Source organism: Flagellimonas myxillae, from assembly GCF_023502235.1.
Lineage (GTDB): Bacteria > Bacteroidota > Bacteroidia > Flavobacteriales > Flavobacteriaceae > Flagellimonas > Flagellimonas myxillae.
This window is the reverse complement of the sequence record NZ_JAMFLY010000001.1, coordinates 1,626,276-1,641,488: the sequence shown is the minus strand read 5'-3', so window position 1 is coordinate 1,641,488 and position 15,213 is coordinate 1,626,276. Positions and strand designations below refer to the sequence as shown.

The window sequence follows — 15,213 nt, the reverse complement described above, 5'->3', positions numbered from 1 at the left end:
AATTGAATGACTGAACAAATTATAATGCAGGAATTTACAGGGAACGACACTAGGGATATGGAACAAGTTAAAATTGGAACCGAGCACTATTTTAAAATTTCGAATAGTGATGCTCTTCGTCCATTTTTCATGAGTATTGTAAGTGATTCTGACCATTGGATGTTTATTTCAAGCAATGGGGGACTTACTGCCGGGCGAAAAAATGCTGAATATTCCCTTTTTCCATACTACACAGATGATAAGATCACGGAGTCCATTGAGACCACCGGCTGTAAAACCATTATTAGGGTAGACAATGGGGACAAACCCCAACTTTGGGAGCCTTTTTCTGATAAGCTTCAGGGAACACATTGGATAAGTAGAAACCTGTACAAAAGCGTTTATGGGGACAAAATCATTTTTGAAGAGGTCAATCATCATTTGGAAATGACTTTCAGATATCAATGGAGTTCCAGTGACACCTATGGATTTGTTAGACATTGTACCCTTGTCAATGATGGGTATAAAGAGCAGACCATTTCCTTGTTGGATGGCCTTCAGAATATTATTCCTTATGGTGCGGGTAGTGATCTGCAAAACAGGCAGAGTAATTTGGTCGATGCCTATAAGCGTAGTGAATTGGTCGAGGACGTTGGATTGGGAATCTATGCGCTCAGTGCAATTATTGTGGACAGGGCAGAGCCCAGTGAGGCACTTAAGGCCAACATTGTGTGGTCCTTGGGAATGGAAAATGCGGGTTATTTGTTGTCATCATTACAGCTTTCCAATTTTAGAAAAGGAATTCCGCTTCAACCCGAAACCGATATAAAGGCCGAAAAAGGGGCATATTTTGTGCAGACTACCTTGACCTTACCACCCAAGGAAGAAGAAAATTGGATGCTGGTAGCAAACGTTAACCAAAATCATTCCTCCATTGTTGCCATTTCGAATCAAATTAAAGAGGATAAGGAACTTCAAGAAAAAATCGAAATAGATATCGCCAAAGGAACCGAGCAGTTGATTCAATTGGTTGCCGCCTCCGATGGATTACAACTTACTTCAGATGGATTACGGGATACTAGGCATTTCTCCAACACGCTCTTCAACATTATGCGTGGAGGGATTTTCGATAACAATTATGAAATTGAAAAGTGGGATTTCTCCAGTTATATGTCCAAAGCGAACAAAGAGGTTTTTAAAGTGACAGAACCACTAATTCAAGACCTCCCCGAAGTTTTTGCACTCTCCGACCTAAAAGAATTGGCTGAAAAAAGCGGGGATAAGGACTTCAAAAGACTTTGTTTGGAATATATGCCTTTGAAATTTAGTAGAAGGCATGGAGATCCCAGTAGACCGTGGAACAAATTCTCCATCAACACAAAAAATGAAAATGACGGATCTAAAATTTTGGATTACGAAGGGAATTGGCGGGATATCTTCCAGAATTGGGAAGCCCTAGCACATTCGTATCCAGAGTTTATCGAAAGCATGATCAATAAATTCCTGAACGCTACAACCTTTGACGGTTACAACCCGTATAGGGTGACCAAGGATGGTTTTGATTGGGAGATTATTGAGCCCGACGACCCTTGGTCATACATTGGATATTGGGGAGACCATCAGATTATATATCTACTCAAGTTTTTAGAGTTTTTGCAAAATCATTATCCAGGAAAATTGGATGAGTATTTTACCCAAGATCAATTTGTCTATGCCAATGTACCTTACAGAATAAAGAACTATGGGAAAATCCTGGAAAACCCAAAAGATACTATAGATTTTGACCACGATATGGATGCCCAAATCCGGTCGAGAAGGGAGACTTTGGGAGCGGATGGAGCGTTGTTGCAAGATCGGGACCGTGGTATTTATCGCGTGAATTTTATCGAAAAATTGTTGGCTACGGTATTGGCCAAGCTTTCCAATTTTATACCTGAGGGGGGTATTTGGATGAACACCCAACGTCCAGAATGGAACGATGCCAACAATGCTTTGGTCGGCAACGGGGTATCCATGGTTACCCTTTATTATTTAAGACGTTTTCTGAGTTTTCTCAATAAGGTGTTGACTGATTCCAGCTCGGAGGAATTTACGATATCATTGGAACTGGGCCAACTTTTTGAGGATATCAAAAAAACATTTGAGGCGCATAAAAAGCTGTTATCCTCGACCATCGACAATACGGCCCGCAGGCAGATTACCGATCGTCTTGGGGGTGCCGGGAGCGAATTCAGGGAGTTGATATACAATAGTGCCTTTTCAGGAGAGAAAAGTCGGATTTCCCTTGAGGAATTAAAACAGTTCGTGGATCTAGGGCTTCAATACTTGGAACATTCCATAGATAATAACAAACGTGCGGATAATTTATATCATGCCTATAACCTGATGACCGTTGAAGGCAATGAAGGAATTTCAATATCCAACCTCAGTGAAATGCTGGAGGGCCAAGTAGCCGTATTAAGCTCTGGGTATTTGTCGTCCAAGGAGGCTCTGGAGGTTTTGGATGGCCTTAAGAAGAGCAAACTCTTTAGGGAAGATCAGTACAGCTATCTATTATATCCAAATAAGGAATTGCCTTTGTTTTCAGAGAAAAACAGTATTCCGGAAGAGACGGTTCTTGGTATCAAACTCCTTTCCCAGTTATTGGATGACGACAACAAGCAGATCATAGAAAAAGATGGGAACGGTGATTTCCATTTTAACGGGAATTTCAGGAATGCCCATGACCTTGAGGAGGCTTTGGACTTGTTGGCAAACACAAAATTTGGAAAACAGGTAGAGGTAGACAGACTGGCCATATTACACGCATTTGAGAACGAATTTGATCACAAGTCCTTTACAGGACGCTCTGGAACGTTTTTCGGTTATGAGGGCTTAGGTTCCATTTATTGGCACATGGTTTCCAAATTGTTGCTTGCAGTGCAAGAATCGTGCTTAAAGGCCATTTCCGAGGAAGCCGACGAGGTGGTTGTTGGTCGCTTGTTGGAACATTTTTATGAAATAAATGAAGGTATAGGTGTTCATAAATCCCCATCACTATATGGGGCATTTCCAACGGATCCCTATTCGCATACCCCAGCGGGCAAAGGGGCCCAACAACCGGGTATGACTGGGCAGGTGAAGGAGGATATCCTGAGCCGCTTTGGCGAACTTGGGGTTTACGTGGAGGAAGGAAAACTATGTTTTAATCCTGGTTTGCTGCGCAAGGAAGAATTTAAAAACGGGGTTGATACATTCGATTATATTGATGTTGAGGGGTTTTCAAGACAGCTTGTGCTAGACAAGGACTCCCTTTGTTTTACCTATTGCCAAGTCCCGATAACTTATAAGATATCGGATGAGGAAGGAACGGATGTGCTGTTCAAGGACAATAAGGTATCCCATTTTGGGACTCTGGAATTGGACAGGGAGACAAGTGAAAAAATATTCAAAAGAACCGGTAATGTAAATCAAATCCGGGTAAATATAAGGGCCAAAAAACTAAGATGAAAAAAAAGGAATATAATGAGGGCAGTTATCAGAATTACTATGGTTGCAATGGCGTTGATCCTTTGCCAATCATGTAAGGACAAGAAAGAAAATAGTGAAGAAGTCAAATCCCAAATAGAAAAAGAAGTGACAGCTAAGGACATATTAGGCAACCCAGATTATTTGGCCATCTCCTATGGCGGATATAGAGCGGTTACCCGTGAGATACAACCTACATTGGACGAGCTCAAAGAAGACATGAAAATCCTATCCGCAATGGGTATTAAAATTGTGCGGACCTATAACGTGCAATTGCAGCAGGCATCCAATTTACTGAAAGCTATAAGGGAACTAAAAAAGGAAGACCCCAAGTTTGAGATGTACGTGATGTTGGGAGCTTGGATAGACTGCAAGAATGCTTGGACGGGATTGGAGCCAGACCATTTTGTGGAAAGCGAACAGAATGAAGGGGAAATCGCCAGGGCGGTAGCATTGGCCAACGAATATCCTGAGATTGTAAAAATTGTGGCGGTTGGTAATGAAGCCATGGTCCGATGGGCCACAAGTTATTACGTACAGCCCGGGGTAATCCTAAAATGGGTGACCCACCTACAACAACTAAAACAGGAGGGAAAACTCCCCAAAGACCTATGGATTACCAGTTCCGATGACTTTTCCTCATGGGGAGGCGGTGATTCCAGTTACCATACCGAAGATTTAGAGAAATTGGTAAAGGCTGTGGATTATATTTCCATGCACACCTATGCCTATCACAATTCCCACTACAATCCAGAATTCTGGTTGGTACCCGAGGATGAAGAACAACTTCCCGATTTGGCAAAAATCGAGGCAGCCATGCTTAGGTCCAAAGCCTTTGCCATTGCCCAGTACGATTCGGTTACCAACTATTTAAAAAGCCTCGGATTAAACAAACCTATCCACATTGGTGAAACAGGATGGGCCACGGTTTCCAATGGGCATTATGGACCAAAAGGTTCCAAAGCAACCGACGAATACAAGGAAGCCCTGTACCACCAGCACATCCGTAAATGGACCAATAAAGCTGGAATTTCCTGTTTTTACTTTGAAGCCTTCAATGAAAAATGGAAGGATGCACAAAACAAGAATGGATCAGAGAACCACTTCGGATTGTTCACCTTGGATGGGCAGGCCAAGTACGCTCTTTGGGATTTGGTGGATCAAGGAATTTTTGAAGGCCTAAGCCGAAATGGAAACCCAATCACCAAAACATACAATGGGGATGAAGAAGCCTTAATGAAGGAAGTGCAGGCTCCCCCGTTAAAGAAAGAACGCGAGGTAATGCAATAGCATAAAAGTGCAATTGCCCTCCAGAGCAGTGAAAAAGAAAAATATGTTCAACAAAGGTGCTTATATACAAGAACCGGTTTTAACCATCGACCCTTCAACCCAAGGGAAATTGAAGGTGGACATTTATGAAACCTCCGCTGCGGGCAACAAATTGACCCCAATTGCTGCGGTTTTGGAAACAAATGCCTCTGGACAGATTTCATTGTTTCCGGATAAACAATATCAGACCATAACTGGGTTTGGTGGGTCGTTTACAAAGGCTTCCGCACATTTGCTGAACAAGTTGGGCAAAGCAAACAGAAATAAAATCATTGAAGCCTATTTTGGGGATGATGGGGCAAGATATTCTTTGACCCGAACGCACATAAATTCCTGCGATTTCGCCTTGGGTAATTATTCCTTTGCCCCAGTTGAGGAAGATGTAGCATTGGAATATTTTTCCATTGAGGAGGATCAAGGTGATATCATTCCATGTATTAAGGATGCCATGGCGGTGTCCACCGATGGTTTCAAAATTTTGGCATCCCCATGGACGGCTCCGCCATGGATGAAGGATAACAAACATTGGACAGGAGGAAAACTACTACCGAAATACTACGATACATGGGCCTTGTTTTTCTCCAAATACATTGATGCCTACAAAGCCGAGGGTATCAACATTTGGGGCATTACCGTTGAGAATGAGCCCTTGGGCAACGGGAACAATTGGGAAAGCATGCACTTTTCCCCTGCGGAAATGACCCATTTTGTGCAAAACCATCTAGGTCCTCAACTGGAGAAGGATGGCAAAAGGGGGATTAAGATATTGGGATACGATCAGAATAGGGAACACCTTGAGGAATGGGTGGATGCAATGTTTGCCACTGAGGCAAGCTCCAAGTACTTTGATGGAACAGCTATCCATTGGTATGCAAGTACCTACAACGTATTTCCCGAAGCATTGCAGTACGCACATAAAAAAGCACCGGATAAATTCTTGATTCAAACCGAAGCTTGCGTGGATGCCCAGGTTCCAAAGTGGAAAGAAGATTTGTGGTATTGGTCCAAAGAAGCGACAGATTGGGGTTGGGACTGGGCGCCCGAAGCCCAAAAATACCTGCATCCCAGATATGTCCCGGTTTATCGTTATGCAAGGGATATAATTGGCTGCTTAAACTACTGGGTAGATGGCTGGATAGATTGGAACATGGTGCTGGATACCCAGGGAGGTCCCAATTGGTTTAAAAATTGGTGCGTGGCCCCGATCATTGTGGACCCTGAAAAAGATGAGGTCTATTTTACCCCGCTTTTCCATACCATGGTACACTTCAGTAAATTTATAAGACCTGGGGCAATACGGATTGGTTTTACGAATACCGACGAGTCCTTGCAAGTAACTGCTGCCAGAAACCCTGATGGGTCTATTGTGGCCATCCTTTTAAATCAAGATAAAAAATCAAAACATACGATCCTAGCCCTAGGAAAACGTTCCGTAGGGATTACAATTAGCCCCCAGGCCTTGCAGACTGTTGTGATACCGGGGAATGAAGCGAAGCTAACAACGCCAACAAACTAAAACAACTATTATGTCTAATGAAAAAATTGTGAAAATAAACAAGGTCCCCTTGGGTCAAAAAGCCGCCTTTGGAGCAGGTCACTTGGTTTTGAACCTTTACCCTGGAGCCCTGGGGTTCTTTATGTTCTTCCTGCTGACTGCTTTTGGAATGGACCCATTTTTGGCTGGCCTTTTAGGTGGATTGCCCCGATTTTTTGATGCAATTACCGACCCTATAATGGGATTTATTTCTGATAATACAAGCTCTAAATGGGGTAGACGACGACCCTATATTTTGGTTGGGGGAATCATAAGTGCCATAACATTTGTACTACTTTGGCAATTGGATGAAACCAATTCTTCGAACTATAATTTCTGGTACTTCCTAATCATGTCGATGGTGTTTTTGATTGGAAACACCATGTTTGCAACTCCATTGGTTGGACTTGGTTATGAAATGACCTCCGACTATAACGAGCGGACACGATTGATGGCATTTTCACAAACAGTAGGTTTATTGGCCTGGGTGATCGTTCCTTGGTTTTGGGTAATCATTGCTGACCCAGATATATTTGTTAATCAGGCTGAAGGCGTCAGGACCATGGCCATTTATGTAGGTGTTGCTTGCTTGTTTCTGGGCTTGTTGCCAGCCATTTTTTGTCGTGGTATTGATGCATCTCACATGGGAAACAGAAAAAAATTAACGTTCACATCGATATTTAGTAATTTGAAAGACCTGTTCATCAGTATAAAGGAAGCGGTAAAGAATAGGCCTTTTATGAAATTATGTGGTGCTACATTTTTGGTATTTAATGGGTATCAGATTGTGGCTTCCTTTAGCTTTTTCATATTTGTCTTTTATATTTTCAATGGAAGTTACGAAGCTACCGCGACCTGGCCGGCTTGGTTTAGCTCAATCGGGGCATTGGTGTCCGCGTTTTTGGTGATTCCCATTGTTTCTGCCATGGCCACAAAATGGGGTAAAAAGAAAGCCTTTATTATTTCAACAGCACTCTCCATTGTAGGTTATATCCTAAAATGGTGGGCTTTTACACCTGATAACATTTGGCTCTCGTTTATTCCCATACCTTTAATGTCCTTTGGATTAGGTAGCTTGTTTACCTTGATGATGAGTATGACGGCCGATGTTTGTGATTTGGATGAACTTCGCAATGGCATGCCAAGGAAGGAAGGGACTTTTGGTGCGCTATATTGGTGGGTCGTGAAACTTGGACAAGGTTTGGCACTGGTTCTGGGAGGCTTGGTTCTAAAAGTAATAGGGTTTGATGGTAATGCCGCTACCCAAACAGTCGAGACTTTGACAAAATTAAGAATAGCCGATATTGTTATCCCTGTGGTAACCGCCGGTTTGGCCATTTGGGTGATGTGGAAATACAGTTTGTCAGAGGAGCGAGCAAAGGATATTAAGGCTCAGCTGGAGGAAAGACGGGGAGTTTTATAAGTTTTAAGGAGATAAAAAAAAGTGAGATGTCAACAAAAATAATAATCATAGTAATAGGGGTTTTTCTGATTCTAGTCGCCATAATTGGCAACAGAAAGGGGAAATCCGAAAAGGGATTTTTAAATAGTAAATTGGTCACTGCATTTTGGATCATTGGAATCTTAATGATGATCTACGGGAGCTACTCATCCGATTTGATAAATTATAACACACAAATGGAGCAAGTTTCCATCGGTAAAAAGTTGAAGATAAGTGGACCCGTAGAGACCGTTAAAGTGGTTTCCCCAATGGAGAAGGATTCGGTGGATTGCCGCATTTTAACCAAGGGTGTCTACCCCGAGGGGCACGATAAGGATATTTGGGTGGTCATTAGGCCCACTGATGACAGGTACTACCCGCAATCCGATCATACGAATACCTCCTATAAAAGAGATGGGGAATGGCAGGTAATCACCCGCTTTGGTGGTGATAAGGGAGAAGCCTATGATTTGATCATTTACGAAGCAGATGCCGCGGCCTCTACCTTTTTCAGCACAACTATCGAAAAATGGAAGGAAGTGGATGATTACCCCGGGCTACAATTGGCAGAAATGCCTGCAGGAGCCAAAGAAGTGGAACGCCTTGTTATTTATACCAGTAAAAACTGTAGAGGGGTTTTTTAAGATTTCTGGGTACGGCACGGTTAAGAAACAAAGCAACCTAAACATACAGAACAAACAAAAAGAATATCTAATATGTCTTCAGGAAGAAAAGAGAAATTTTTGGCACTGGCGGCCTTGGACTATAGTGGCAAGTCGGTCAAAGAACTAAAGAAATTGGGCAGACAGGCTCTTGAGGATGGCATGCACGGCATTTGCTTTAGCCCGTATGTGGAAGGACAAAATCCAGGAGACCAACTTACCGAGGAACAAATTCGTGAGCGTATGGAAATTATTAAGCCCTATACGAAATGGGTACGATCATTTTCCTGTACCGATGGCAATGAAATTATTCCCAAGATTGCTAAGGAGTATGGCATCCAGACCCTTGTGGGTGCGTGGTTGGGCGATAATCCTGAAATCAATGAAAGGGAGATTGCTGGACTTATTGAATTGGCCAACGAAGGTTATGTCGATATTGCTGCCGTTGGAAACGAGGTAATGTACCGCGGGGATCTTACCGAAGATGAATTGCTCGATTTTATCCATTTGGTCAAGGATGCCATTCCGAATACCACGGTGGGCTACGTTGATGCCTACTACGAATTTTCGGAACGCCCCAGAATTACCGAAGCCTGCGATGTGATCTTGGCCAATTGTTATCCCTTTTGGGAAGGGTGTGACCTGGATTATTCCCTATTGTATATGAAAGATATGTACCAACGCGCACTTCGGGCCGGAAACGGCAAAAAAGTGATTATTTCGGAAACCGGGTGGCCCAGTCAAGGTACCAACTTGGAAGGTGCCTTCCCCTCTCTGGAAAATGCGTTAAAATACTTTATGAACACCCAAAAATGGTCACAGGAAGATGATATTGAAATATTTTATTTCTCCTCCTTCGATGAGTCCTGGAAAGTTGGGGCCGAAGGCGATGTAGGTGCCTATTGGGGCCTTTGGGACAAGGATGGGAATCTCAAGTTCTAAATTCCTGTACATAGTCTTCCCAAGTTTCAAGTTCTATGGCGAGAATACACCGCAGTAGGTTTTAGGTCAGCATCACATAGATTTTTGGAAGGGTTATGAATTAGTGCCCGACAACAAGGTAAAATTTATTTTTTAAGTTTGTTTTTATCAATTAAAGGTAGGGGCCAGATTGGGTTCCAACGTGCACTAAAAAATTTATGGATCAGGGCAACTTATGGTCAAGATTTAAAGCTGGTGACAAGACAGCATTCGAATCCGTCTATAGATCATGTATTGATGACATGTATGCCTATGGCCTAAAATTGGAATCCGACCAAGAATTGGTAAAAGATAGTATCCAAGAGGTTTTCATTGACATATTTGAACGCAGAAACGCAGTTTCCGAACCCTACAACATCAAATTTTATATTCTCAAGGCATTAAAGCATACCATTTTCAAAAAGCAGAAAAAGGAAAGAAAAAAATTAAAACTTCACGAACAGCCCTTGGTGAGTTTTAGTGCCGGTCACAATTTCGAGGATAAAAGAATCTTGTCCGAACTGGACGAGGAAAAGAAACAGCTGGTTACGAAGGCCCTTCAAACCCTTACTTCAAAACAAAAAGAGATCATGTACCTACGCTTTAGTGTGGGCCTTGCCTATGAGGAAATATCTGAAATCGTGGGCATAGATCATGCCTCGGTCAGAAAGCAAGTCTACAGGGCGGTTAAAAAACTTAGGAACAGCAAAGCTTTTGATGACTACAAGGGCATTGTCCTGTTCTATTCCATGCTACGCATACTATAATTCCACTTACCTTTTTTGATGGTATCCGGGCTTTATTTAATTGCCGGAAATGAAACAATTCTGATAAAAAATCGAAAAAAGTTTAAAAAAAGTGTCCACAAAATGAAAACTTCTGTCCCTATGAGGTAAATAGCATAGCATTGAACGATTTCAATAAATATCTCGATGACGAAAAATTTGTGGATTGGATTGTTGATCCCACGGATGAAAAAAACGCTTATTGGGAAACATACATCAGTCAAAATCCTGAGGAGGAAGGGAAAATTAAAATATTAAGACAATACTTGGGAGCCTTGCAGGCGACCAATGACAAACTATCCCAAAACGAAAAGCAGGAAATTTTAGATAGGATTTACGACAAGGTAGTTCTGGCGAAATCTGGTCAGGGACCGATATACCTGAATTTCTTAAAATACGCAGCTATCTTTTTGGTCCTTGTTGGTACTGCCTATTATTTAACTATTGAATCTTCCGAAAAAGAAAATGTCAATATAGATTCCTTGTTGCAAGTGGCCATAGATTCGGTCACTGATACCAAACTTATACTTGAAAACGACCAAGAGATTGCCATTGATGAAAAACGGTCTATCATCAATTACTCCGGTAACAACAATTTGGTAATCAACAAAAAGGATACGTTGGATATCAGTGCGGGCACTGCTGTTGAAGAAGTTCAAATGAACCAACTCATCGTGCCTTTCGGGAAGCATAGTAAAATTACCCTGTCGGATGGTTCCATTGTGCATGTAAACTCCGGTTCCAGATTGGTATTTCCAAAGAAGTTCCTAGGAGATTCCAGGGAAGTTTATCTAGATGGAGAGGCCTTTTTTGAGGTGGAGTCGGACGCCAGCAGACCCTTTACGGTCAAGGTGCTAAAAGACGAAGCATTTTCCGTGACCGCGGTGGGCACCAAGTTTAACGTGAATTCCTATGGCAAAAACGATAGGGTTACCACCGTATTGGCCGAAGGTGAGGTTCACTTGGTCAACAAAGCCAAGAACAGCCTATTTGGAAAGGACAAGAAAACCATTATGCAACCTGGCGAACTTGTGGAGTGGAGTGTATCGGCTAAAGCCGTGCAAAGCAAAATGCAGGTCGATACCGAAATCTACATATCCTGGACCAAGGGATTGTTGATATTCAGGGGGGAAAGGTTGAAAGATGTTGTGAAACGCGTGGAAGACTATTACAACATCGAGATTGAATTGGCTGAAAGTATTAACGAAGAATTTAGGCTGACCGGTAAACTGGACCTTAATGACACCATGGAAGAAACCATGGAGAATTTAGCCGTATCGGCTTCGGCCAAATATGAAAAAAATGGAGTCAATGGATATTTGATTACCAAATAAAAAACCAGAGCATGTTCGCACCATGCTCTGGCGGGTAACCTGTAAAAACAGGAATTGTTTAAACAAACAACTAACTAAATTATGGAAAAAATGGGGTTTCCGTATGATCGCCGTGGCGATTTTATGGACAAAATCAAAAAAGTGATGAGGTTTCTGACACTATTTTTATTGCTCTTCACACTTTATTCTTACACAGACGCTTACTCACAAAAAACGAAGCTCAAGGTCAATTTAAAGGATGCCACATTGCTGGATATCATTTATAGCATTGAGAGGCAAAGTGAGTTTGTTTTTATGTACGGTGAGGATTTGCTGCCAACTTTGAATGAAAGAAAAGGGGATCTTAAAATTAAGAACCAGACCATTGAAGGTGCACTGGAAAAGCATTTTAAGCCCAACCGTATTGACTACCACATTAATGGAAGACAGGTCGTGTTGAAAAAAAATGCGATTAAAACCCAACCAAGGGCCACCAAAGAAGCACCACAATTGGCGGTTTCGGGTACGGTGACCGATGATGTTGGACCATTACCAGGAGCCAGTATTGTGGTCAAGGGAACCACGGATGGGACCACTACGGATTTTGATGGAAATTATTCCCTTGAAGTGCCAAGTGGGGACGCCGTATTGGTGGTAAGTTATATTGGATACCTCACTCAGGAGGTTCCCGTAAACGGACAGTCCACTGTCAATGTTGTATTAAAGGAAGATGCACAGGCTTTGGATGAAGTAGTGGTTACCGCTTTGGGTTTTGAAGTACGTACCGATAAATTGGGTAGCGCGGTTTCCAGCGTAAAACCCGAGGCTTTGGTTCGTTCTGGGGAAACCTCGGTCGCCAATGCCATTCAAGGTAAAATGGCTGGGGTTAACATCACTCGGTCCAATGGTGATCCGGGAGCTGGCTCCAATATCCGAATTCGGGGTGCCAACACCATTTTTGGAAGTACCCAACCCTTGATTATTGTTGATGGAATACCCATTAGTAACAGCAGCACCCAAGGTGGGGCGAGTAGTGCAACGGGTAACGGTACCTCCCAGCAGTCGCGGTTGAACGATATCAATCCTAACGATATTGAGACCTTACAAGTGCTAAAGGGTGCATCTGCAGCTGCCCTTTGGGGATCTCGGGCCTCCAATGGGGTGGTAATTATCACCACAAAATCGGGTAGGAGAGGTTTTAGGGTCAATCTAAAAACCGCTGTTTCCTTAGATGAAGTTAACGCCATTGCGCCTCTACAATCTAACTACGGACAAGGACTTGATGGAAGATTTAGGTATGGCTATCTGCATGGATGGGGGGATGAAATTTCCACGCGTTCCGGCGGAGAGGACAATTTTGATACTTCGGGAGGCTTCTTTATCGGTGATCAAACGGGAAGGACTTATTATCCTATTCCTGATGGAACTACAGACAACCTTCACGGTGGTAAAAATTCCCAAGAGACCTTTTTGGATGAAAACTTTGACCAGGTCTTTAGGACCGGGGTGCTCTTGGAACAATCTGTGAGTGTGAGCGGGGGCGACGAAAAGAGTAATATCTTCTTCAGCTTGGGAAATACTGATCAAGAAGGGATAATTAAGAATAATGACTACAGAAGACATACAGTGAACCTGAGTGCTTCACATAGATTCAACGATTACATCAACCTAAAATTAAAGGGAAAATACTCCAGGATTAGTGCCAATAGAATTCAGCAAAACTCCAATACCGCAGGATTGCTTCTCGGGTTTTACAGGAACATTGCCGATTTTGATATTAGGGACTATACGGGTACCTATGTTAGTGACACAGGCGCTGAGTTTAGTGGTAGGCATAGGTCTTACCGAAATCCGGTAGGGGCTTCCGAACGTCCATTTTACAACAACCCACTTTGGACCACCAACAAACAAAAAGCCCCAAATATTGTGAACCGCCATATTTATTCTGCAGAGCTTGATGTGTACCCATTGGAAGGTTTGAACATAAAACTTAGGGGAGGTGTGGATACTTATAGTGATGATCGAACCTATTTATATCCACGCGGTTCGGCTCGGACTGGGCTTATTCCTAGGTTGGAAGGAAATTTAACCTTTGAGAGCATCGGGGCAACAGAATTGAATTTTGATGCCATCGCCAAGTATGATAGGAACCTTACCGATGACATTACTTCTTCCTTTATTTTGGGATGGAATATCAACGATAGGAAGTTCAATAGAGAAACAATTGTTGGTAGCGATTTTCTTGTGAACGATGAAATATACACTTTGGACAACTCAAGAATAATCCAAGGAGATAATTTTATCAGTCATAGAAGGTCCAATAGAGGCTTTGCCACGGCCAATTTTGGATTGTATGAGCAACTTTATATCGACCTATCCGGTACCGTTGAAGCCGCTTCAACCATTAAGGATCCTTTTTTCTACCCATCGGCCAGTGTGGCTTGGCAATTTTCTGATGCCGATTTTTTCCCCGAAGATAGCTTTGTAAGCTTTGCCAAGGCAAGGTTGAGCTGGGGTAAGGTGGGTATCCAACCCGATATTTATAGAAGTGCCACAAATTATGAGGGGGACTTTACCTATAGTAATGGAATATTTGGAAACCTGTCCGCAACCAACCACGGAGGTGGTTTTAGACTAGATAATAGACTTGGGAACGCCAACCTTAAGCCGGAGATCAAAACTGAAATTGAAGGAGGTTTGGAGTTTAGATTTTTCGAGAACATGTTGAATACCAGCTTTACCTATTACACCAACGATATTGAAGATATCCTTTTAACATTGGATAGGTCACCTTCCAGTGGCTTCTCGAGCATCTATACCAATGGGGCCTCAATGAAAAACCACGGGTTTGAATTTGAGTTTAGTGCCAACATTTTGCGAGATAACGAGTTTTGGACTTTTACCCCTTACGGAAATTTTGCAACCAACAAAAACGAGGTGACAAGTTTGGCCGAAGCAGATGTTCAAACGCTAACAGGATTTGGCACGGGTGATTCAGTTGCTGCTGTAGGATACCAAATGGGAGCTATTTTTGGCGGAAAATTACCGCGCAATGCAGATGGAAGTATCCAACTGGATGCAAATGGATTTCCGGTCGGAACTCCAGAATACGATGTTATTGGAGATCCAAACCCGGACTGGACCGGGGGCCTAGGATTCAATTTAGGGTTCAAAAATTTGGCGTTGAATGTTTTGTTTGAACATTCCCAGGGCGGAGATTTCTATGATATGACCCGTCAAATCAATTCCCAACGTGGATTTAGTAGGGAATCTGGAAACAAAGTGACCATTCCATCAGATGGAATCAACGATGTGACCGGGGCAACCTATTCCGCAGGAGACGTAGTTCGAGGTAACCTATTCGATTTTGGTGCTGGTCCGGTTCTTTTAGAGCAGAACTGGTACCGCGGAAATGGCGCTGGAAACAGAGGATTCAGTGAACTATGGCTGCAAGATGCCACCTGGACCCGTTTAAGGGAGTTGACCCTTACCTATTCCTTTGGTAAGAAGGTATTGGAAAAATTAAAACTCTCCGATTTGAACCTGAGCTTCACAGGAAGAAACCTTGTGCTTTGGACAGATGTAATCGGTAATGACCCGGACAAAAATTTTGCCGGGGTTGGGAACTCAAGAGGATTGGATTACTACACCAATCCATCTACCAAATCCTATTTGTTCAACTTGAGTTTAACATTTTAAAAAA

At 42.7% G+C, this 15,213-nt stretch carries 9 protein-coding genes; all 9 read left to right on the top strand.

Going from position 1 to position 15,213, the window contains the following annotated elements; genetic code table 11:
- Nucleotides 1-6: 6 nt before the first annotated feature.
- The 9 genes from M3P07_RS07435 to M3P07_RS07395 all read left to right on the top strand — a co-directional run bounded on the left by M3P07_RS07435 (nt 7) and on the right by M3P07_RS07395 (nt 15,209).
- Entirely contained in the window at nt 7-3,468 is a 3,462-nt protein-coding gene (locus M3P07_RS07435) for a hypothetical protein (protein WP_417952420.1), read from the top strand.
- Between the two features lie 15 nt (nt 3,469-3,483).
- Nucleotides 3,484-4,776, top strand: coding sequence for a glycosyl hydrolase family 17 protein (locus tag M3P07_RS07430; protein ID WP_249969265.1), 1,293 nt, complete (start codon nt 3,484-3,486; stop codon nt 4,774-4,776).
- A 43-nt stretch (nt 4,777-4,819) separates the two neighbouring features.
- Nucleotides 4,820-6,331, top strand: a complete 1,512-nt coding sequence (locus M3P07_RS07425) for a glycoside hydrolase family 30 protein (protein WP_249969264.1) — start codon at nt 4,820-4,822, stop codon at nt 6,329-6,331.
- A gap of 10 nt (nt 6,332-6,341) precedes the next feature.
- Entirely contained in the window at nt 6,342-7,772 is a 1,431-nt protein-coding gene (locus M3P07_RS07420) for an MFS transporter (protein WP_249969263.1), read from the top strand.
- 26 nt (nt 7,773-7,798) lie between these two features.
- Nucleotides 7,799-8,434: a hypothetical protein gene (locus M3P07_RS07415; protein WP_249969262.1), complete on the top strand. Its 636-nt coding sequence runs from the start codon at nt 7,799-7,801 to the stop codon at nt 8,432-8,434.
- Between the two features lie 72 nt (nt 8,435-8,506).
- Nucleotides 8,507-9,394 (top strand): glycoside hydrolase family 17 protein, encoded by an 888-nt coding sequence (locus M3P07_RS07410; RefSeq protein ID WP_249969261.1) that lies wholly within the window; start codon nt 8,507-8,509, stop codon nt 9,392-9,394.
- 197 nt (nt 9,395-9,591) lie between these two features.
- Complete coding sequence (locus tag M3P07_RS07405) at nt 9,592-10,179, top strand: RNA polymerase sigma factor (RefSeq protein ID WP_249969260.1); 588 nt, start codon at nt 9,592-9,594, stop codon at nt 10,177-10,179.
- A 140-nt stretch (nt 10,180-10,319) separates the two neighbouring features.
- On the top strand, nt 10,320-11,531 hold the full coding sequence (locus M3P07_RS07400; RefSeq protein ID WP_249969259.1) for a FecR family protein: 1,212 nt from the start codon (nt 10,320-10,322) through the stop codon (nt 11,529-11,531).
- Nucleotides 11,532-11,612: 81 nt separating this feature from the next.
- Nucleotides 11,613-15,209 carry a SusC/RagA family TonB-linked outer membrane protein gene (locus tag M3P07_RS07395; RefSeq protein WP_249969258.1) on the top strand — a complete coding sequence of 1,199 codons (3,597 nt, stop codon included), beginning with the start codon at nt 11,613-11,615 and terminating at the stop codon, nt 15,207-15,209.
- The last annotated feature ends 4 nt before the right edge of the window (nt 15,210-15,213 follow it).

What these genes read in the sequence shown, in the direction of transcription:
- M3P07_RS07435 (WP_417952420.1), top strand. Translation starts at nt 7, where the DNA reads ATGACTGAACAAATTATAATGCAGGAATTTACAGGGAACGACACTAGG.
- M3P07_RS07430 (WP_249969265.1), top strand. Translation starts at nt 3,484, where the DNA reads ATGAGGGCAGTTATCAGAATTACTATGGTTGCAATGGCGTTGATCCTT.
- M3P07_RS07425 (WP_249969264.1), top strand. Translation starts at nt 4,820, where the DNA reads ATGTTCAACAAAGGTGCTTATATACAAGAACCGGTTTTAACCATCGAC.
- M3P07_RS07420 (WP_249969263.1), top strand. Translation starts at nt 6,342, where the DNA reads ATGTCTAATGAAAAAATTGTGAAAATAAACAAGGTCCCCTTGGGTCAA.
- M3P07_RS07415 (WP_249969262.1), top strand. Translation starts at nt 7,799, where the DNA reads ATGTCAACAAAAATAATAATCATAGTAATAGGGGTTTTTCTGATTCTA.
- M3P07_RS07410 (WP_249969261.1), top strand. Translation starts at nt 8,507, where the DNA reads ATGTCTTCAGGAAGAAAAGAGAAATTTTTGGCACTGGCGGCCTTGGAC.
- M3P07_RS07405 (WP_249969260.1), top strand. Translation starts at nt 9,592, where the DNA reads ATGGATCAGGGCAACTTATGGTCAAGATTTAAAGCTGGTGACAAGACA.
- M3P07_RS07395 (WP_249969258.1), top strand. Translation starts at nt 11,613, where the DNA reads ATGGAAAAAATGGGGTTTCCGTATGATCGCCGTGGCGATTTTATGGAC.